A 22,282-nucleotide genomic window follows, 5' to 3' on the forward strand; every position below is an offset into this window, starting at 1 on the left:
GGAATCTTCGCATTGGCAGCGGTGCTGGCCGCTGGTCAGGCAACATCCGCACAGAGCGCCAGCCCGATGTTTCCCCGCAAGACGGTGACCTTCTATACGCCGGGCTCCGCCGCCATTCCAAAGGCACTCGGCTCCACGCCGCTCACGCTGCCGGAAGGAGAGATGACGGCGGCAGCGACGGCAGGCGATGTGATGTGGATAGGCACAAACGATGGGCTGGTCCGCTATCAGGCAGGTGCCGGCGAAAGCGAGTCGACGCAGTATCTGGCCGGAAGACGCTACCTGCCGGACAACCATGTGCTGGGGATTCTTCCTAATGGCAACCGCGGCGTGTGGGTACGCACGGGCGCCGGCGCGGCCTACATCGACTACCGTCCCATCACTCTCGCAGCGAAGGCCGATCTTTTCGAGGCTATGCAGGGTGCACGGCACTTCCGCTACGGTCTCGTGTCAGACGCGATCCTCGACAAGCCCGGCGACCTCACTCACAGCCATACCACGCCGGCCGATAACGACGGGCTCTGGACCTCGATGTATGCGGCGGCCGAGTGCTTCCACTATGCGGCCGATCATTCGCCGGCTGCGCTCGCTCGTGCGCACCGTTCGCTCGACGCCGTGCTCTTCCTCTCGCAGGTCACGGGCATTCCCGGCTATCCGGCGCGCTCGTTTGTGCGCAGAGGAGACGCTGAAGCAGACGGACCGGAGTGGCACGATTCAAAAGACGGGCGCTATCGCTGGAAGGGCGACACGAGCTCGGACGAGATCGTTGGGCACTTCTTCCTCTACTCAGTCGCCTATGACCTGCTGCCCGACCCTGCATCCAGACAGCGGATCGCGGCCACCGTGCGTGCGATCGCGACGAACATCCTCGACCATGGCTACAACCTCGTTGGCGAATCCGGACAGCCGACGACCTGGGGAAGATGGTCACCGGAGTATTTCCGTTCCGAGAAGGGGCGACCCGACGCGCCGCTGAACGCGATAGAGCTGCTGAGCATTCTCAGGACCGCCGCGCATATCACCGGCGACGGGCGCTTCGCCACCGCCTATCAGCACGCGGCCCTTGAGCTTGGCTATGCAGCGCTCGGCACGCGCTACCTCGAGCTCAGAGAGGAGATCAACTGTTCGGACGAAGAGCTCTTCATGCTGTCCATCTATCCGCTGATGCACGATGAGAGCGACCCCGCACTGATCGCGCTCTACCAGACCGCTTTGGACCAGTGGTGGCAGAACGAGCGCCGCGAGGAAAATCCGCTGTGGAGCTTCCTCTATCAGAAGATCACGCGCCGCGGCCGCATCCCGCTGCACGATGCCATCGCAAGGCTGGGGCGGATGCCGCTCGATACGATCGGGTGGAGCGTGATGAACTCGACGCGGCACGATCTCCGCATGAACGGCGGGCTCTATCGCGGGCATACTCCGCAGGCCAGCCGGCTCCTGCCACCCGACGAACTGCCCATCCAGCGCTGGAACAGCAGCCCCTTCTGCGTCGATGGCTGGGGCGACGGCCGGCGGGAGGAGGAATTCACAACCTTCCTGCTGCCTTACTGGACAGGGCGAGCCTTTCATCTCCTGTGATTGTCTGCCATCTCGCGAATTGCTCCGGCAGGGTCGGTGTCCGGATGAAGACTTCTCCGGATGCCGAGATGGTGAGAGCACCGGAGAGATGCCGTCGGCGCCGTTTTCCGCTTGAGATAGCCGAGCGTTGCGTATGGCTGTACCGCCGCCGTCAAGCTGACAATGCTTCGTCTATGGCATGGTTCGCCATGCGAGAATGCTGCTGTTGACGGCGCTGCCGCTGATGTTATCGGTTCCCAGTACGACTTCAAAATGCGGCACTCTGCCGTCGGCGCGCCGAATTCTTTTGAGGAACGGCAGAAGCTGCATGTCATCCGCGATGAAATCGCGGCCGCACTCCGTGCCGGCCATCGCGGTGCCTTCGAGTATCAGCACATTGGCATTCGCGACAGGATTCGGCAGGTAAGCCACGACTCCATAAACCCGGTGCAGGGCATCATTTTCACTGTAATCCCAGCGCCCGGGTTCGCCTTTTCGCGGATTGCGATTGATCACGGAGTAGATCTGCCTGGTCCGGTCTTTGTTGAAGACAAAGTTCATATCGTGCTCGAAAAGCTGAACCCAGGGATTGGTCTCCGCGGTTCCGATCAGGATGATATTGCCCTGCTTCAGATCGTTTGGCCGGATGTCTCGCGCGTAGCGCATGTCGAGCGATCCACCCGCGGACTGCGCGATCCGCGTGAAGCTCTGCACTGCCTCAAGGTCGACGATCGATGTGTAGCGCCGGCCGGCCATGAGCGCAATCTCCTTCTGAAGGTCGGGGTTGCTTTGAGGAATGGCCGCTCGATAACCTGAGCTGAGGTAGCTGGCCAGGCCGATGTTGCGATGCAGAAAGTCCTGCCAGAGCACAAAACTGCTGTCGCCGACGATGATCATCGTCGGATGCGCGGCAGAGAACATCTCGCTCCACAGCGGATGACGGATATCTGTCCTGGTCTGCAGGCCGGCATGCACGGTATGGTCGCGCAGATACATAACCAGCAGCGCTGCGGTCAGAAATGCGACCAGTCCCCAGGCGAGGCTGGTGGTTGCCGCCTGACGACGCGACGCTTTGCTGTCTGCAAAATGGAGAGCGGCCGTCTCCGTTGCGGAAATCGTATCGGCCGATGGAGCGGAAGCGGGTGAAGCGGGCTGCAGCTCCATCGCGAACGGCGTGTCGCCTGCTTTTACAGGAGCGGTCTGCGCCTCGGAAGGATCGCTTCCCGCGGATGCATTGTCCCGCACAAGCGGCATAAACAGGGGCAGGTAAGCACCACGAGGAATGCTGAGCCGGATTGGTTCGTCGCGGCCCTCGCGCGTGAAGTACTGGTCGAGCCGCATGCGCAGACGGCTGGCATGGGAACGCACAATGCCATCGACAGCCGGATCGTAGTTTTCCGGACGGCCGAAGACAGCCCGTCCGATCCGGTACTCGCTGATCTCTTCCGAACGCCCCTGAAGATCGAGCTCGCAGATATGCAATAGAAAGCTCGACAGCCGGTCGGATTTTTTGAACCATCGGGAATCAACGATGCGCGCGACCAATTCCCGCCTGGCGGCATCCGAGATTGGCTCTGCTTCCGAGTTCTGCAACGCTGCAACCTGCTCCGAGCTGAGGATCGAGCCCCGTTGATTCAAAGTAAACCAGTTCTTCGTGAATGAGGCATAAATCAGGCCGCTCAGTATGTTACGGGCGTGTGTTTATCGTCCCTGTAAACGTTCGGTTAAGTGCCTCAGTATGCAGTGATTCAGAAACATTTCACTGTGAACGGTGCAGTGAATTGACTGGATTGCGGACAGAGCGGGCGATACGGTGGCTCTGGGTCCCCACATCAACCCAGAAAGCGGAGAGCCGCCCAGGACTGGACGGTTTTTTGCTGCAACCGATGCACTGCTTTTCCCGAAGGATCGGGCCTGCGGTTCCCGAGGCGTATCGCGGGTCTGAACGATGCCATGCAGTACTTCACATAAGGAAAAATAATGATGAAGATTCGAAGGGGTCCGTCATGCGGGCTCACCCCTGGCCTGCGCCTGTTCCTGCTCCTGCTTTTGCTTTCTGGACAGTGCCTGTTATCTGTCTCTGCTCAGGATTTTCGCGGAACCGCAACCGGCGTCATATCGGACGTCCAGGGAGCGGTGATTGCCGGAGCCAGCGTCTCTCTGCACTCCGTACAGGATGGAACCGATCAGACAGCGACAACGGATCATGATGGGCGTTATCAGTTCCCGTTTCTCAATCCTGGACAGTACGATGTGACGGTCGGGAAACCGGGCTTCGCAAAGGTCAGGCAGACCGGCCTGACAATCTCCACGGCGCAGACCACGGAACTGGATATCACGCTTACGGTCGCTTCCCTGGGCCAGCAGATTACAGTGAGTGCCGCGCCGCCGCTGATCAACACTCAGTCGGCCGATCGAGGCATGACGGTGGACCAGGCAAGAGTCGAGAATACACCTCTGCAGGGGCAGAATATCTTTGCTGAAGCGTGGTCGGCTCCGGGCGTTGCAGTGACGAGCTCGGTGCAGCGTCTGCGGCCATTCGACACCAGCGGCTCCTCCGGAATGTCGATCAATGGCGGACAGCCAGGGGGCAATGAGGTGCTGGTCGATGGAACTTCGGTGCTTTCCGAAGAGAGCACAGTGGCCTATGTGCCGCCTGTGTCCGCGACCGAGGAGTTTCGCGTACAGACATCGGTCTACGACGCGCAGTACGGCTGGACCTCCGGGGGCGTCGTGAACATTTCCACCAAAGGCGGCACTAACGAGTTTCACGGCTCCGCATACGAGTTTTTTCAGAATACGGTTCTGAACGCCAATACATTCGGGTCCAATTACACGGGAACGCCCCGGCAGTCGTCTCACATCAACACCTTCGGAGGAGCGATCGGAGCCCCTGTCATAAAGAAGAAGCTCTTTGGGTTCTTCGCCTATGAAGAGCTGCGCCAGTCGATTCCCGATCCATTCGTCACCTCTGTCCCGACACCGGCGCAGCGCACGGGAGATTTCTCGCAGACTTACTACGGCCTCAGCGCTTCAGGCGCTCCGGAACTGGAGACGATCTACGATCCGCAGACGACCACGCTGAACTCCTCCGGACAATACGTGCGCACCCCGTTTCCGAATAACAAAATTCCTGCGGACAGGCTGAACCCGGTCGCGGTTAAGGTGCTGGCCGGAATTCCGCTGGCGAACACCGCCGGGAACGCCACCACCGGGCTGCATAATTTCGTCAACAATTCCGACTCGCGCAAATTTACCGATTACTTTGGAAGCTGGCTGGCGCGAGCCGACTATGTCCTGTCACCGTCGACACGCGCTTTTGTGCGCTACTCCCGGAACAAGCTTACCGAGTCGCGCGACTGGGAATACTCGACCATCAGCACGGTCAATCCTTTCGATGTAACCGCCAACTCCGGATTCAATCGCGAGAATCACAACGCCACCATCCAGCTGACTCATGACTTCAACTCCAAAACGATGCTCGATATGCATGTCGGCTTCGAGCGGTTTATCACGCGGTATAACACCTTTCAGGGCGTTGGGTACGGGCTCGGCAATCTTGGATTCTCCAGCGCCTTTGCCGGTGAAGCGGCGGACATTGTGCCTGCCATGACCTGGACCAATTACGCCGGCGCCGGCGCACAGCCCAGCAGACTCACGGTTTCCCAGGGAAATGCCTTTCAGGGGATGCTCTATCATGAGTTCGGCAGACAGACGCTGCGCACGGGCGGCGAGTTCTATCTGAATCGCGTCTATATCGACAGCCCCGGATACAGCGCGGGCAACTTCTCCTTCACTCCGGAGTTCACGGGCAGCGACGCTACGGCGACCAACACTTACTCCGGCAACGCCATCGCATCCTTCCTGCTCGGCGACGTGCAGAGCGGGTACATCAATGTAAATACCAACGAAGCACGGCAGCAGATGCTCTACTCGCTCTTCGTCCAGGACGACATCCACGCGTCGAGCCGTCTCACCCTCAACGCCGGCCTGCGCTGGGACGTCGAGACTCCGATGACCGATCGCTACAATGCGGTCGCGCGCGGCTTCGACAGCACAGCGGCCAGCCCACTGCAGGTGTCAGGACTGAATCTGACGGGCGGGCTCATCTACGCCGGCGTCAACGGCACACCGCGCGGCATCTACGACGACGACTGGAGCAACTTCGGTCCTCGTATTGGCGCTGCGTACCGGATCAACAATCGCACGATCGTGCACGGCGGCTACGGACTGGTCTATTCGCAGACCTTCGACGATCCGGGCAACGCGCCGGGGTTCAGCGCTCAGACCACTATGGCGACCTCCGAGGTCACAGGCATTCCTTACAACACCCTGGACAATCCCTTTCCTTCCGGAATTTCAAAACCCACCGGCAGCTCCCGCGGGCTGGCGACAAACCTGGGGGAAACCCTCACGTACGCGAATCCTCATCGCCATCTCCCGTGGACGCAGCAGTATTCGCTCGAGATCCAGCGTGAACTGCCCTGGGGCATGGTTGGATCCGTTGCCTACGTGGGCAGCCACTCAACCGCTCTCCCTGTGAGCCGTTCCGTGAATGAGATTTCAGCCGCGGATATGGCGCTGGGCGAGACCTATCTCACCGCCAGTGTGCCCAATCCCTTTGCCGGACTGCTTCCCGGAACCTCGCTCAACAGTCCGACCACCACGCATGCGCAGCTGCTGCGGCCTCATCCTCAGTTCCTCTCGATCACGGAGACGACGAATTCGGTCGGGACATCGACATACAACGCGCTGCAGACGCTGTTGCAGAAGCGCATCTCCTCAGGAGTCAGCGCCAGCATCGCTTACACGTACTCAAACACGCTGGGACGCACCAGCTATCTGAATCCTCAGGACGCGGAGCCGGCTCTGGTTGTCTCTCCCTACGCCGTGGCCCACAGCATCCAGTTCAACGGCGTTTATGATCTTCCCTTCGGCACGCACAGAAGGTTCGGAAACGATGCACAGCCGGTGGTGCGCGCCATCATCAGCGGATGGCGGTTCAGCGCCATCGCTCGTCTGCAAACCGGTTTTCCGCTGACCACGCCGACAGGTGTGGAACCGACAGGCGTGAGCGCTAAACTCGCTCATCCCACGCTGCACCGCTGGTTCAATACCTGCACGCTGCTGAGCACCGGTGCGACTCAGAATTGCCTTGCCGGAGAAACGCCGGTGTGGAAGACGCTCCCGTCCAACACGCTGCAGACCTGGTCGCCCTATCTTTCTTATGTGAGGAACCCACCGATTCGTAATCTCGATGCCAGCCTGATGCGCGATACCGCCATCACCAACAGGGTTACGTTCAACTTCCGTGTCGATTTTCTCAATCTGACCAATACGCCACAATGGTTCAACGGCCCGACTACGAGCGCCACAAGCGGAAGCTTCGGCGCAATCGCCGGGGCGGAAGACCAGAGCAACCTGCCTCGCGTCGTTCAGTTCTCGGGCAAGTTTATTTTCTAGCACAGCCACTTTCCGGATGGAGGTTTCCTCCATCCGGTTTTTCCTTTTTATCGTTAAGGAGTTTGCGGTCCATGTTTCTTTTCCAGTCTCTTCGTCTTCTTCGGCGCGTCTGCGCCATTGCATTGCCAGGTTTGGTGGGATGTCTCCTCGCACAGGGACAGAGCGCCCGCACACCGGTCATCATGATCTCGATCGATGGGCTCAATCCCCATTACGTGCTTCGCGCAGAAGATCACGCGGCCGGTATTCCGTTTCTTCGCAGCTTTCTGACCAACGGCACATACGCGCAGAGCGTCATCAATGTTGTTCCAACGATCACGTTTCCGAATCACGTCACACTGATCACAGGGACACTGCCGGAGCAGCATGGGATCTTCAATAATATGCTGCAGGACCCGAACTCAAATCTGATAGCGGCTCCGATGGAATACGGGAATGCGATCCGCGTTCCCACGCTTTGGGAAGCGGCGCAGTCCGCCGGGCTGAAGACGGCCAGCGTCTTCTGGCCGGTCAGCCTTGGGGCGCGCGGCATCGATTACAACATTCCTCCAATCCACACGCAGGGCACGCCGGCAGACCATTACCTGCTCGAAGCGGTATCACGCCCGGATGGCTTCCTTGCATCCGTGGAGAAGCAGATCGGGGTCTATTCGCCGGAAGAGGATGAAGACGATTTTGTCACACGCGCCGCGATCGCTGTTATCCGCGGACAGCGGCCATACCTGCTGACCGTTCATCTCGGCAACCTGGACGATGCGCAGCACCACAGCGGGCCGGACTCTCAGGAGGCCTTCGCCGCGCTTGAAAAGATCGATGGCCAGGTCCGGCAGATTGCCGATGCCGAGCGCGCGGTTTATCCCGACGCTGACATCGTGATCGTCTCCGACCATGGATTTTTTCCGGTGAGCCATGTGATCAATCTGAATGCGGAGTTTGTGCGGCATGGACTGATCACGCTCTCGAAGACCGGACACATTGCGTCATGGAAGGTTTTTTCCTGGACCGGCGGAGGAAGCGCTGCGGTGATTCTGCACAACCCTGACGACAGGGAGACGGCGGAAAAGGTCAGACAGATCCTCGATGGTCTCGAGAAGGACCCCGCAAGCGGCATCGCGCAGATCTTATCGAAGCAGGAAGCGAAAGCATTCGGCGGGACGCCGGAGACCGAATTTCTGATTGACTGCAGGCCGGGATTTTATGTCGGCCGCGGTCTGACGACGCCTCTGATTACCGATGCTTCGCAGAAGGGCACGCACGGCTATCTTCCTGTGCATCCTGAGCTGCAGTCTTCGTTCTTCATCATGGGGCCCAGGATCGCGAGAAACAGGAATCTGGGAGTTATCGATATGCGGCAGATCGCTCCGACTATCGCGAAAGAGCTTGAGGCCAGGATGCCCTCCGCGACGATGCCTGTTCTGCCCGTGGATCGATAGTTAAAAGCGATATGGATGAGGCCGGGCGGGCAAATTGCCGGGGCGCTGAAGCAGACTAATGCGGGAGCTCCGGCAGAGATCTGTTGCATTCACTGGTACAGCGGCACTGGGGGATCGAGCTGTGCATTCGCCATGTGATCCCATACACGCGATATATTGATTACTCATGAGTGCGCGTTTACCGAGCGATGAATTGACCGTCCCAGCCAGGAAGAGCTTTCCCTCCTCATCCGGACAGATGTTTCAGAACTATTTTGCTTCTGAGCGTGAAGACAGCTACAGGAAGCGCGATCTGATCGACGCGCGCGCGCGAAGGCTGTTTGAGAATACGGCGCTGGCCTGCTCGATGGATGCCTATCCATTTCAGGCTCCGTTAAGCACGCGGCCAGGGCCGATGGTGGAGATGAACGGCCACCGGATGCTGATGCTGTCGTCGTATGACTACCTCGGACTGATCGGAGATCAGCGCGTCGATGAGGCGGCGATTGCCGCGGTACGGAAATACGGCACGGGGACGGGAGGGGTCCGTCTGCTGACGGGAACGCTGGATCTTCACCAGGAGATGGAAGAGGCCCTGGCAGAGTTCAAAGGCACCGAAGCGGCGATCACCTTCACTTCAGGATATGCGGCGAATCTGGCGGTGATCAGCGCGTTGTTCGGGCCTGCCGATCGCGTGATTGCCGATGCGCTGTCGCATCGCAGCCTGATGGATGCGTGCCGGCTGGCCGGGGTTCAGGTCCAGAGATTCGAGCACAACGACCCGGCGTCTCTGCGGCATGAGCTGGAGAACGGGCCGGAGGCGAATCGCACGCTGATCGTCTCCGACGGGGTGTTCTCGATGGACGGCGATATCTGCTGTCTTCCGGAGCTGATTGCCCTGAAGAAGGAGTTCGACTGTTTTCTGCTGATGGATGAGTCGCATGCGAGCGGCGTGCTGGGCGAGCGCGGGCGAGGGACGGACGAGCACTTTGGGATATCGACGGAGGATGTCGATATCTGGACGGGATCGCTGGCGAAGGCCATCCCATCGAACGGCGGATTTGTCGCAGTCTCGCGGCGGCTCGCGATTTTTCTTCAGCATGCTTCGGCTCCCTTTATTTTTTCGGGCGCACTGGCGGCTCCGGCAGCGGCGGCGGTCAGTGAGACGCTGAAGATTCTGAAGCAGGAGCCGGAGCGGGTTGACCGGTTGCGTGCGAATGCGGCATTTCTGCGCGAGGGCCTGCAGAGCCTTGGATACGACACGGGACTTTCGCAGACAGCGATCGTTCCGGTGATGCTGTATGACGATACGAGAACGGCGCTGTTTGCGCGAAAGCTGCGGGATTACGGAGTTCTGGTTTCGCCGGTGCTGTTTCCCGCGGTGGCGCAGGGAGCGGCGCGCCTGCGTCTCTGCGTGACGGCGGCTCATACGTCAGAGCACCTTCAGTTTGCGCTGGACGTCTTCGAGAAGATGCGGAGCGCGTAACGGATGCGGGCGCTGGTAACCGGGGCGAGCGGTTTTCTTGGTGGACGGCTGGCGGAGGTACTGGCGCGCAACGGGGAACAGGTAACCGTCCTGGCCCGGGCGAATTCCGATCTGCGGCATCTTGCCGAATTTACGGGAACCCGGGTACGGGTGGTACGGGGAAGCCTGACGGAGAGCGGTCCGCTGAGGGAAGCCGTTCGCGGCGCAACCCATATCTTTCACTGCGCGGCTGCTTCGACGGACTGGGCTTCCGCGGACGTTTACCTCGAAAGCAACGTCCGGGGCACGGAGAGGCTGCTGCTGGCGGCACGGGAAGCCGGTCAGCTTGAGCGCTTTCTCCACGTCAGCACGACGGATGTCTATGGATACCCGGTGATTCCATGCTCCGAGACAGGCGCGCTGCGCGATGTGGGACTGCCGTATAACAGGACAAAAATTCTGGCGGAAAAGGCGGTTTGGCAGGCAGCACGGGAGAGCGGACTGCCGGTGACGGTGGTTCGTCCGGCGACCATCTATGGTCCTCGAGGGAAGGCATTTGTGACCGATATCGCGGATCTGCTGCGCAAGAGGCAGATGGCGTATATCGGCGGGGGACGGGCGGCGGGAGGATTCCTGTATGTCGACAACGCCGTAGACGCGATGCTTGCCGCGGCACAGTGTCCTGCGGCGCGGGGAGAGGCTTACAACCTGACGGATGGGACCGGGGCGAACTGGCGGGAATACGTGTCTGCGCTTGCCAGGGGGCAGGGATGCAGTCTGCCCTGGATCAACCTGCCGTATGCGGCGGCCATGGCGCTGGCGGGCGCGATGGAGGCTCCATACCGTTGGGTGAAATTGCTGCCGGGGCGGCCGATGCTGACGCGGCACGCGGTTTTCCTGCTGGGACGGGATCAGGAGTTTCCAGGTGACAAGGCGCGGGCGGAGTTCGGCTTTGTGCCGCGGGTATCCCTGGAAGAGGGTGTGGCTCGATCGGTCGCGTGGCTGAAGGGTTTGAGCTGAGCTAAGGGAGCGCTTTGAAGGCCAGCACAGCATTCAGGCCGCCAAAAGCAAAGGAGTTTGAGAGACAGGCTTCGATGGCGGCTGCGCGGGCGTGATTCGGTATGACGTCCAGGTCGCAGGCGGGGTCGGGGGTGAGGAAGTTGACCGTCGGCGGGAGCATGCCGTGCCTGAGACTGAGGACGCTGGCGACGGCTTCAAGAGCACCGGCAGCGCCAAGTGCGTGACCGTGCATGGATTTTGTGGAGCTGACAGCGAGTTTGCCAACGTGCGAACCAAAGGTACTGCGGATGGCGGCGGTTTCGATGCGGTCATTCGCCTCGGTGGCGGTTCCGTGGGCATTGATGTAGCCGATCTGCTCAGGAGCGAGGCCGGAATCGCGCAGAGCAAGGCGCATAGCACGGGCGGGCCCGGCAGCCAGAGGCTGAGTGATATGACTGGCGTCTGCGGACATGCCGAAGCCGACGATCTCGGCGATAGGGCGCGCTCCGCGAGCGAGTGCGGCGTCGAGGGTTTCGAGCACCAGCATGGCGGCGCCTTCGCCGAGGACCATGCCGCTGCGCTCGGCTGAAAAGGGGCGGCAGGTGTCCTTGCTGATGACGCGCATCGCCTCCCATGCCTTGAGGCCGCCAAGAAAGAACGGAGCCTCGCTGCCGCCTGCAATGGCCATCGGGGCAGCGCCGGAGCGGACCATCCAGAAGGCCTGGCCGATCGCGTGGCTGGAAGAGGCGCAGGCGGTTGAAATGGTATAAGCGGGGCCTTCGATGTGGAACTGCATACAGATGTGGCTGGCGCCGGCATTGCTCATGCTGAGCGGAATCGTCAACGGCTGGACGCGGGTCTTGCCGTTATGGAAAAGCTCCCAGTAGCCGCTTTCCTCCGCGGCACGGCCGCCAAGGCAGGAACCGGTAATGACCGCGGTGGTTTCACGCAGATCGGGGGTCCACTCGATGTCCGCGTCAGAGACGGCTTCGCGGGCGGCAAGGACGGCAAACTGCGCGAAGCGGTCCATGAAGGCGATGTCTTTTGCCTCGAAGTGTTCTTCGGGGACATAATTCCGGACCTCCGCACCGTTCCTGAACCGGATCTGCGAGGCATCGACGCTGAGAATCTCACGGATGGCGGATGTGCCGGCGAGCAAAGCCCGCCAGAAACCGGCGGTGTTGCCGCCGATGGCGCTGATAACGCCCGTTCCGGTGACGACGACGCGATGCACGCTATTCGGGGGGCGAAGAAGAGGTCTTCGCCTCGACGAGATGCGTGACGCCTTCGATCATCTCGTGGATGTTCTGGACCTGCTTTGCCTGCTCGTCATCGATCTCAATTTCGAACTCGCTCTCGAGATCGAAAAGAATGTTGAGGCGGTCAAGTGAGTCGATACCGAGGGACTCGAAACTGCTTTCGGGCCCGATACTCTCGATGGGAATGCGCTTCGAGGTTGCGATGACTTTCAACACTCGATCCTGGATAGTTTGGTTTGGCAATGTCTGGAATTGTCCTCAAACGCGATCAATAGAGCGGTAGATGTAAATTCATGTAACAAATCAGCGAATTCTATTCTATTTCGATTTCCGCATTCAATGCTAAACAAAACATAAGATGCAGGATCGGCGCGAAGAGGGCGCGGACGCCCGCGCGCGGACCAGGGTGGAAATGAGGGAACTATTCGAATGAAAGCCTTTATGACAGCGGCCGTTTTGGCGATATCGGCGTCAGGGTTTGCATTGCAGGCGCCCCCGCAGGCGCCATCGCGGGCGTCGATGACCGCGCACCCGATTCCACGCCTCGTCCAGCAGGATGGGCGCTACGCCCTCATGGTGGACGAGGCGCCTTACCTGATGCTGGGCGCGCAGTCGAACAACTCCAGTGACTGGCCGGCGACCCTGCCTGAGGTTTGGTCCGCCATCGAATACCTGCATGCCAATACTCTTGAAATACCCATCTACTGGGAGCAATTCGAGCCGAAGCCCGGCCAGTTTGACGACTCGGAGGTGGACCTGCTGCTGGCCCAGGCTCGGCAACGCCACATGCACCTGGTGCTGCTGTGGTTCGGAACATGGAAGAACGGCAGCCAGCATTACATGCCTGAGTGGATGAAGCTCGATCCCACGCGCTACTTCCATGTGATGAATAAAGAAGGCGAGTCTATCGACTCACCCTCGCCCTTTGCCGCGGCCTCGCTCGACGAGGACAGGAAAGCATTTGCGGCTCTGATGAAGCATTTGAATCAGGTCGACTCCGAAAGAACCGTACTGATGGTGCAGGTGGAGAACGAAACCGGGACGTGGGGAAGCCCCCGCGATTACTCGCCTGAAGCAAATAAACTCTTTGAGGGAGCGGTCCCGCCGGAAGTTCTGAAGGCCATGGGCAGGACTTCGGTCACACCCGGCGCCAATTGGGAGGCGGTCTTTGGCCCCGAGGCTGAGGTGTACTTCCACGCCTGGGCCATTGCCAGATACGTTGGGCAGGTTGCCGCCGCGGGGAAGGCGGTGTATCCGCTGCCGATGTATGTCAATGCCTCGCTGCACGATCCGCTCACGCCGGAGGTGCCTGTCAAATACGAGAGCGGCGGCCCCACCGACAATGTGATTCCGATCTGGAAGGCTGAGGCCCCCGCTATAGATATCGAGGCTCCCGATATCTACCTTCCCGGAACAAGCCAGTACCTGAAAACCCTCGAAGTCTACCATCGCCCCGACAATGCGTTGTTCGTTCCGGAGACCTTCGGAGCCCCTCGCGCTGCGCGGTTCTTCTTTGCCGCCCTCGGTCTTCAGGCCATCGGCTACTCACCATTCGGGCTGGATTACACGCGGACTCGTCCCGCCATACCCGGCGAGCCGGATTCGAAGAACGCCTTTCTTGACCCTACCGCACAGAACTACCGCCTGATTGGCCCTATGATGCGGGAGGTCGCCCTGCTGAACTTTGAAGGTAAGCTGCAGGCGACGGCGGTACCGGACGATGAATCTTCTCAGGTTCTGCATTTCGGAGACTGGGACGCGGTGGTCAGCTATCAATTCCGCCGCAGGCCTGTGGAGAATGCCGGTCAAACGCATAATACGTCTGGTCGAGCCCTGGTCGCGCAACTCGGCGCCAATGAGTTTCTGGTCACCGGAATCGATTGCACTGTCGACTTTCGTCCGGCCGGAACCCCCGAGCAGCAGAAGGCCGGCGGCATCGTCTTTGGAACGGGGCAGGCGACCTCAGCCAGGATTGACGGCAAATGGATACATCGCCAGTTCCTGCGCGTCGAAGAGGGCAACTATGTGAATGGGGCATTCAAATTTGATCGCATTCTGAACGGCGATCAAACCGACTATGGGCTCCCGTTCACTTCGGCGCCCGAGGTGCTGCACGTATCGCTCTCAACCTACTAGCGGCATGCCGCAGAGACAACGTTACTGCGGATGTGGCGGCCCGGCCCGGAATATTTCCACGGGATCGGCCGAGAGTTTCCGCGCTGAGTGCGAGCGCTGAGATTCATTGCCACATCTGTATCAGGTGCCGGAATGACCCTTTGCCCGGCGGTTCTTGATCCATTGGAAACTTTACCAAACGTAGACTGAGACCACATGGGATACACGTCGAGAGGTATCCAGCATCCTGACATTGAGCAAAATTTGTATATTTTTGCTGCTCCAGTCGGGTGGCATATTATGGAGCGCTGCGTTCATCTGCGATTCATCGCTCAGGAACTCGCTGGCTGCCTCGGTCCCGAGATCACCTATTCCGCCTACAACCAGGAAAACTGAATGCGTCTGCGCATCGACAAGGCGGGTAATGACAGCGTAGTCCTCCTTCACGCTGCCGTCGGGATTGGAGGAAACGGACCAAACCTGTTTGGGATTGAACTGGTCCTGAATCCGGTCACCGTGTTCGTACATGAAGCGAAGATGGCTGGTCGCCTCCAGTGTGACGTTGTTATTGAAGGCACCGACGAGTACAACCGGGCCGTAGCGCAGGTCTCCCGGAGAAATATCCCGCCCCCATCGCAATTCATACGGCTTATTTTTCCGTATGAAGACCGAGGTCAGATTGACAACGGCATTCACATCGTTGCCCATGACGAAGTCTCTTGCAGGAACAATATCTTCGGAGGGCACGGTCGTACCGGGAGGAAAATTGACAAAGAACTCGCTCCCCTGGGTCTGGATGTCATGGGTAGCACGATAGCGATCGAGCACCGGCTCGCTCAGCCGATATACGGCATTGGCTCCCATATAGATCAGGACAGGGCGTTCATTCTTCAGCGCGGGAGCCCAGAACTGATCCAGCGCCGAACGATGCATATGCTGGATTGCGAAAAACGCAGCTGCCGCCAGCGTGCCGGCCATCACAGCAACCATCGCGAAGCGAAAGCGGAAACGCGTCAGCCAGCCGGAACGCGAACCAGACCGGCTTCTGCTGTCTGAAGGATTTTCAGCCGCTGCAGCCGCTGCTCTTTCGCCGACGGCCGTTTCGGAAACCGAAGCGAAACCGTTCTGCAGCGTCTCACGTGTCATCGAAGCATCCGCGTGAGCGCGATTTTCAACGAAGATGGGCCGGTAAGCTCCTGTGTGGATCTCTATGCGAAGCGCGTCGCTTCCCCCTTCGGAGGCGTAATACTGGGTCAGCCTGCGACGCACATCTGCGGCACGCACCCGAACGATCGGGTCATCGCCTGTGTCGTAATCAGCCGTGCGGCCGAAGACGGCATTCCCGACAATCCGCTCCTTCAGACCCTCGTCCTGTCCTTCGATGATCTGCTCAACCAGATACTGCAGGAGCCGCTGAGACTGTTTACTGGCGCGGAAGGCTGCGCTCTCCAGCACCGCCTGCAGGACGCTCCGCATTTGCTCGGGAGTCAGTTCAGGGGCGGTCAAAGATCCGGAGTGCTGGGTGTTCATGGCAGGTGATTTTCTTTGGCGCTCGCATTTCCTCAGGGATGGGATGTCCAACCACTTTACGCCGCCGTGAAAATAGCTGGCAAGCTGCAGTCTGCTCACGAAACCGGCGATTCACACACCTGCAGGCATCTCGTAACCGTTACGGCCGACGTAACGCCGCAGACGACACCGAAATGTACGCTCCATGACACCGATTCATACGTTGTCAGCGGCCTGCCGAAGCAATTCTTCTTGCTCCGGGCTGATGACCGGCATATTCGCCTGAATGAATTACCCCCTGGACGAAGGAAGATCGGATAGCCGCCGGCCCGGGACTTTTGGAGGTGTCACTTGAAGCAAAAAACAAAAAGAACAGAGCTTATGAGCCGGATGTACAGGCTGTTTCTGATTTCAGCGTCGTTCCTCATCCTGGCGCAGCTGGCGATCGCACAGGGAGATCCCACCACGGCCAGTCTTCACGGAGTGATTACGGATACGACTGGCGCCCTCGTACCGCGAGCGTCGGTCACTCTCCAGAGCAGTGACAACGGAATTGTGCGAACCGCCCAGACGGATGGTACGGGGCATTACGCCTTTCAGCTGCTCCCGCCCGCCCAATACACGCTCAGTGCTACTCTGACCGGATTCAAATCCTACCGGCAGCAGGGAATCTCCCTCGACCCGGGGCAATCCGCAACACAGGATGTGGTTCTGGAGGTGGGTTCTTCCTCTGAGCAGATTGTCGTTACTTCGCAGGCTCCTTTGCTGCAGACCGACAATGCAAATATTTCAGCCGATGTCAGCGCCCGGCAGGTCGTGGAGCTGCCGCTCAACCTGCGCAACATTTTTGGCCTGGCTACTCTGAACTCGTCCGTCAATAACACGACGCAAAGCCAGGTGCTGAATGGCGGCGGCGCATCCACCAATGGCAACGCCGACCAGGACATCTCTTTCCTCAGCTTCGGCGGCGGCTTCTTTGGAACCTCTGCATTCCTGCTGGATGGTATCTGGGACACGGCAGGCGACTGGGGAGGGGTGGTATACGTGCCTTCCGTAGATTCCGTAGAGGAGTTCAAGGTTCAGAACAATTCCTTTACCGCGCAGTATGGATGGAGCACGGGCAACGTAATCAACGTCGTCACGAAGTCCGGCACAAGCAAATTTCATGGAAGCGCATTTGAGTTCTACCGCAACTCGGCGCTGGATTCCAATCTCTACTTCGCCAATGCGCAGGGACTGGAGCGGCCCGATTTCCATCGCAACCAATTCGGATTTTCAGCCGGTGGCCCGCTCTATATTCCCCGGTTCTACAAACAGCGCGAAAAGACTTTCGTCTTCGGACTGTATGAGCACCTCTACAGCAGCACTCCATCTGTCGCCACGAATACGGTGCCCACAGCCGGGTTTCTGGCAGGTGATTTCTCCGCGGCGCTTGGGAGCCAGCAGGGCGTCGATGCTCTCGGCCGTCCAATCCTTACCGGTCAGATCTACGATCCCTCCAGCGCCAGGCTTTTGACAGCGGGGCAGGTCGATCCGAAGACCGGACTTGTAGCCAGATCGACGGGGTATATCCGCAATCCTGTGCCCGGCAATAATCTTGCCGCGTACACCACTTTGAATCCGCAGGCCGTCAGGATTCTCTCGTATTATCCCCATCCAACCTCGAATGGGCTCGTGAACAACTTCGCCGCCTCCGGCACGGCGCCCTCGGATTCAAACGAGTACACGATACGCATCGACCACAACTTCACTCAGGCCTCGCGTATCTACGGCCGCTATTCGTATAAAAGCGAATACAAAACCGGCGCCCCGGAGTATTGGGGAGCGAGCGACCCGGCTGGTCCAGGAAACCTGCGCCCCAACAATCGTTATCAGCTCGTCCTGGGCTTCAACCACGTTTTCACGCCTACCTTCATGATGAATCTGACCGGTGGTTTCGAACACTGGGGCGAGGGCAGCAACAATCAGTCCAAAGGCTTTCATCCCTCGACGCTTGGGCTGCCCGGCTACCTTGATCAGAACAGCGCGGAGTTTCCCATCATCGCCGTCGGCGGCGGAAATGCCAGCATTCCAGCCGAAACGGCCCTTGGACCCACCGGCGGAGCAGAGAATACGGCTTATCGCCCCACGGGAAGCATAGGGGCCGACTTTAACAAAATTGTTGGTCACCACACGCTTTCCTTCGGATTTATGGGCGTGGAATCGCAGAACAACTTCAGCTCGCTCTACCAGACTCAGCTCAACTTCGGAGGAACCTTCACGGATGGTCCCGATCCGGATGCACCCTCTTCAAACACCGGGAACGGTGTGGCGCAGGCACTCTTTGGCGTGATCGATGGCGGCAATACGGGAGTCGCCTTCAATCCCGCAATTTCAAAGAAATACAGCGGTCTCTATCTCCAGGATGACTGGGCCGCCACATCGAAGCTGACCCTGAATATCGGCGTTCGATACGAAACGCAGCTGGCGCCTACCTATCGTCACAACACCGCCTCGTTCTTCGATCCGGCTCTTCCGAACCCAATCGGCACCGCGATCCACCAAACCCTTCCCGGCGCCGTGGTCTTTACCGGCTCGAACCATCGCGGAACATACGATACCAACTGGACCAACATTGCACCCCGCCTGGGACTGTCTTATAGTCTGTTGCCGAAATTAGCCGTGCGCGGCGGCTTTGGTCTCTTCTATCCGCCGTCGGCATATCTTGGCGGCGCAAGCACCAGCGGCTTTTCCACCAGCACCAACGTCATTCCTGCCGCTCCCGGCAGCCGCGTACCCGATCCATCTGTCACCATTTCAAACCCATGGCCGCAGGGACTTCGCAGCGTGACCGGCAATACCCTCGGACAGCTTCAGGACGTCGGCTTCAGCACTGCCTCTTACTGGCGCAGCAGGAAGTCCAGCTATGTCGAGCAGTGGATGTTCGGTATCCAGTACGGCTTCACCAAAAACGATGTGCTGGATGTCACCTATGTCGGCAACCACGGTCTGCACATGCTGACCGGAGGTCTGGACGCAAGCCAGCTTGACCCTAAGTATCTCCCGATGGGAACAACAGCGCTGAATAATCCAGTCTCTAACCCGTTCTACGGACAGATCACCAGCAGCGGCTGCAACCTGGGCCAGCCGACAGTATCGCAATCGCAGCTTCTGCAGCCATTCCCGCAGTTCTGCGGCGTTACGCAGAACGACGCGCCGGCAGGGTTTTCCAACTACAACGCGCTGCAGGTGAACTACAACCGCCGTTTCTCTCAGGGACTGAATCTGCTCGTCTCTTACACGTTCTCGAAGTTTATCGACAACGTTGAGGGCACGAACAGCTGGGCCTATACGAGCAATGCCGGCCCCGCCAACAATTACAATCTCGCCGCGGAACGCAGCGTGGATTCGGGAGACATTCCTCATTCGCTGGTTGTGAACTATATCTACGAGCTGCCGGTGGGGCGTGGTAAGAAGGTGGGCTCGCATTTCAATCGCACCACGAATGCCGTGCTGGGCGGTTGGCAGGTCTCCGGCATCACAACGGCCAAGTCCGGAATTCCGCTCGGCATCACGGGCAGCAATATCAACTCCTATGGCGGCAACCCGCGTCCTGATGTCACTGGTAACGTACACCTGCAGCACAAGACCATTCAGGAATGGTTCAACACAAACGCGTTTGCATTGGCGCCCTATGGAACATTCGGCACGGCACCGAGAAACTTCTCGGACCTGCGCGGCCCCGGCTACCAGAACTGGGATTTATCCATCATGAAGAACTGGAATTTCACCGAAGATACCAGGCTCCAGTTCCGGGCGGAAATGTACAACGCCTTTAACCATGCAAACTTCTATACGCCGAATACCGGTCTGGGGTCCGGCTCGTTCGGAGTGATCACCAATACCTTCCCTGCTCGCGATATCCAGCTGGCGATGAAGTTCTATTGGTAACGGACACTCTCGCCGCCTGATACGGGCGAGAACTATATCCCGCCAGCCGCTTTGCACTTCACCGGGCCGCATTCCGGCCTGGAAGTGCCGGGCGGCTGGAATAACAGCCTCTCACCCTCTCAGATCTATAAACTCCGGAGTGAAGATTGCAATTCTTTCATGTGTCTGCGAGGCTTCGCCGCGCGCTCGCCGAATCGATGATGTGGTTCCTTCTGCTGCCCATGCTTGCGGCTCCGTGCCTGGCACAAAGTGAGCTGACTTCCACTGCCGGCAAAACCGGAATCGTCATCGCAACCAAAACCGACACGTTACGTATCGAGGTGTGTGGCGCATCGATACTTCACATCATCGCGTCGCCGCATCCCGGCAAATCAGAAGCTCTCTCCCCGACTCCCTGGATCACAGGTGGATGTGATCCTGCTCCGTACCATCTGAGCGAAACCGGCACGTCCAGGATTCTCACCACCGCAAATATCCGTCTCGAGATATTTCCTGATGGCTCGATGACATTCAGCGACAGTCGCGGAAATACTCTCTTAAAAGAGCTGGGTGGACGCACCTATGACCAGGTTCCCTCAGAAAGCGCGGGTATCTATCACACGCGGTCCTTCTTTCAGCCGTCAGACGATGAGGCCATATACGGTCTGGGCCAGCATCAGTCCGGAATGTTCAATTACAGAGGATCATCCGTCTACTTATCGCAGACAAATACAGATGTAGCGGTTCCGCTCTTTCTCTCCACAAAGGGCTATGGCGTGCTTTGGAATACGGCCTCTTCCACCCTTTTCGACAATCGCACGCCACATATGCTCATTATGGACACGACCGCAGAGCGCTCGATTGATTATTACTTCATCGCGGGACCTGAGCCTGATCAGATCATCCACGGATACCGTACCCTCACCGGATCTGCGCCCATGTTCGGCAAATGGGCCTATGGACTTTTTCAGTCGAAAGACCGGTATAAATCCCAGGACGAGTTACTCCATGTGGCGCAGGAGTATCGCAGCAAAGGCCTGCCGCTGGATACATTGGTTCAGGACTGGCATTGGTGGACCACCCAGGGCTCCGCCGAGTTCAATGCGGAGTATCCCGACCCGAAAGGGATGTTCGCAGCCCTGCATGCGCTGCATCTGCACGTCATGCTTTCTATATGGCCCACATTTGATTCTGCAGCTCCGATCGACGCCGAGATGCGAGCGAAGACCTGGATGCTCGGTAATACCGATGCCTACGACGCGACCAATCCTGAAGCGCAGAATCTCTACTGGAAGCGGCTTGCAGGGCCGTTGCTACGTGAGGGCGTGGACGCCTTCTGGCTCGATGCCACCGAGCCGGAACTATCGGCAACGGAGCATGGCATTCCGCCAGGAGGTGATCTTTACCTCGGACGGAGCGCTCTCTTCTCGAATATCTATCCCTATTCGGATTCGGCCGGCATCTACCGGAACTGGCGGGCGACGACCCAGGAAAAGCGCGCCTTCATCCTCACCCGTTCCGGCTTTTCAGGCCAGCAGCACAACGCTGCTGCTACCTGGTCGGGCGACGTTTACAGCACCTTCTGGTCGCTCGAGCGGCAGATTCCAGCCGGGCTTAACTTCTCCATCTCCGGCATACCGTACTGGACGACAGACATTGGTGGATACGGATATCCGAGCTTTAAATCAACCGAAGATCCAGCCTTTCGCGAGCTGGTGACGCGGTGGTTTGAGTTCGCCACATTCTGCCCGTTGTTCCGCATGCATGGCCATCGGGAGAATAACCAGAATGAGCTGTGGAGTTTCGGCGATGACTCCAGGATTCTCGCTGTCTACGATCGCCTGCGCTATCGCATGCTTCCTTATATCTATTCATTGGCCTGGAAGGTCACGAGTGAAGACTACACTCTCATGCGCCCGCTCGTGATGGACTGGCGTTCCGATCGGGCTACATGGGAGATTGGGGACGAATATATGTTTGGCCCTTCACTGCTGGTGGCGCCGGTAACAAAATCTCACGCAACCAGCCGTTCTCTCTATCTGCCTTCGTCGCCACGCTGGTACGACTTCTGGACCGGAGCAGAGGTGGCCGCCGGCCATCATGTTGCGGATGCTCCGCTGGACCGTATTCCGCTGTACGTGCCAGCCGGTACAATTTTACCGCTCGGTCCGGAAGTTCAATACGCCGCGCAGGATCAAGACGCGCCGCTTGAGCTGCGTATCTATCCCGGCGCCAACGGGGATTTCAGGTTGTACGAGGATGCCGGAGACGGTTACGGATATGAGCATGGAGAGCGTGCGATCATCCCGCTTCGCTGGGACGACGCGCACTTTACTTTGACGATTGGCGCGCGCGAAGGAGCCTATCCGGGGATGGCGAAGTCGCGGCAGTTTCGCATCATTCTTGTCCGCCCCGGCCATGGCACGGGAGAAGAAGTGACCACAACCGCAGAGCAGGAGGTTTCCTACTCGGGTGCACCTGTCGAGGTTCACATAAGACGACGCAATTAACTCAACATTACTGAAATGCTGCTTGTGCAGGAACGCATCGCCGAAAGCTCATTTCTCATGGAGTGGAAGATGGCGTGTGCGAAA

General features: G+C 58.9%; 12 protein-coding genes. 8 read left to right on the forward strand and 4 right to left on the reverse strand.

The features are described from left to right. Positions 1 to 12 precede the first annotated feature (12 nt). Positions 13 to 1,578, forward strand: a complete 1,566-nt coding sequence (locus D0Y96_RS10750; RefSeq protein WP_117299526.1) for a hypothetical protein — start codon at positions 13 to 15, stop codon at positions 1,576 to 1,578. 171 nt (positions 1,579 to 1,749) lie between these two features. Here the strand turns inward: D0Y96_RS10750 and D0Y96_RS10755 are convergent, their stop codons facing one another. After that, the gene (locus D0Y96_RS10755) at positions 1,750 to 3,195 is read right to left on the reverse strand and encodes a hypothetical protein (RefSeq protein WP_252263648.1); all 1,446 of its coding nucleotides are present in this window, start codon (positions 3,193 to 3,195) and stop codon (positions 1,750 to 1,752) included. A 342-nt stretch (positions 3,196 to 3,537) separates the two neighbouring features. Between D0Y96_RS10755 and D0Y96_RS10760 the strand changes: the two genes are divergently transcribed. The 4 genes from D0Y96_RS10760 to D0Y96_RS10775 all read left to right on the forward strand — a co-directional run bounded on the left by D0Y96_RS10760 (position 3,538) and on the right by D0Y96_RS10775 (position 10,917). Next, on the forward strand, positions 3,538 to 7,020 hold the full coding sequence (locus tag D0Y96_RS10760; protein WP_117299530.1) for a TonB-dependent receptor: 3,483 nt from the start codon (positions 3,538 to 3,540) through the stop codon (positions 7,018 to 7,020). 71 nt (positions 7,021 to 7,091) lie between these two features. Beyond that, positions 7,092 to 8,453, forward strand: a complete 1,362-nt coding sequence (locus D0Y96_RS10765) for an alkaline phosphatase family protein (RefSeq protein WP_158562348.1) — start codon at positions 7,092 to 7,094, stop codon at positions 8,451 to 8,453. Positions 8,454 to 8,619: 166 nt separating this feature from the next. After that, entirely contained in the window at positions 8,620 to 9,918 is a 1,299-nt protein-coding gene (locus D0Y96_RS10770; RefSeq protein ID WP_117299535.1) for an aminotransferase class I/II-fold pyridoxal phosphate-dependent enzyme, read from the forward strand. Positions 9,919 to 9,921: 3 nt separating this feature from the next. Next, positions 9,922 to 10,917: an NAD-dependent epimerase/dehydratase family protein gene (locus D0Y96_RS10775; protein WP_117299538.1), complete on the forward strand. Its 996-nt coding sequence runs from the start codon at positions 9,922 to 9,924 to the stop codon at positions 10,915 to 10,917. A 1-nt stretch (position 10,918) separates the two neighbouring features. Here D0Y96_RS10775 and D0Y96_RS10780 read toward each other — a convergent pair whose 3' ends face one another. Together D0Y96_RS10780 and D0Y96_RS10785 are read right to left on the reverse strand one after the other, a co-directional pair. Next, on the reverse strand, positions 10,919 to 12,130 hold the full coding sequence (locus tag D0Y96_RS10780; protein WP_117299540.1) for a beta-ketoacyl-[acyl-carrier-protein] synthase family protein: 1,212 nt from the start codon (positions 12,128 to 12,130) through the stop codon (positions 10,919 to 10,921). Position 12,131: 1 nt separating this feature from the next. Next, positions 12,132 to 12,371, reverse strand: a complete 240-nt coding sequence (locus D0Y96_RS10785) for an acyl carrier protein (protein ID WP_350449033.1) — start codon at positions 12,369 to 12,371, stop codon at positions 12,132 to 12,134. A gap of 225 nt (positions 12,372 to 12,596) precedes the next feature. On the opposite strand from D0Y96_RS10785, the gene D0Y96_RS10790 reads away from it, so the two are divergent. Beyond that, a complete protein-coding gene (locus D0Y96_RS10790; RefSeq protein ID WP_117299835.1) occupies positions 12,597 to 14,291 on the forward strand; it encodes a DUF5597 domain-containing protein in 1,695 nt (564 codons plus the stop codon). A gap of 171 nt (positions 14,292 to 14,462) precedes the next feature. Here the strand turns inward: D0Y96_RS10790 and D0Y96_RS10795 are convergent, their stop codons facing one another. After that, positions 14,463 to 15,899: a hypothetical protein gene (locus D0Y96_RS10795; protein ID WP_147325015.1), complete on the reverse strand. Its 1,437-nt coding sequence runs from the start codon at positions 15,897 to 15,899 to the stop codon at positions 14,463 to 14,465. Between the two features lie 261 nt (positions 15,900 to 16,160). On the opposite strand from D0Y96_RS10795, the gene D0Y96_RS10800 reads away from it, so the two are divergent. Then, entirely contained in the window at positions 16,161 to 19,709 is a 3,549-nt protein-coding gene (locus tag D0Y96_RS10800; protein WP_117299548.1) for a TonB-dependent receptor, read from the forward strand. A gap of 161 nt (positions 19,710 to 19,870) precedes the next feature. Beyond that, positions 19,871 to 22,198, forward strand: a complete 2,328-nt coding sequence (locus D0Y96_RS10805) for a glycoside hydrolase family 31 protein (RefSeq protein WP_117299550.1) — start codon at positions 19,871 to 19,873, stop codon at positions 22,196 to 22,198. Positions 22,199 to 22,282: the final 84 nt, after the last annotated feature.

This window comes from Paracidobacterium acidisoli (genome assembly GCF_003428625.2).
Lineage (GTDB): Bacteria > Acidobacteriota > Terriglobia > Terriglobales > Acidobacteriaceae > Paracidobacterium > Paracidobacterium acidisoli.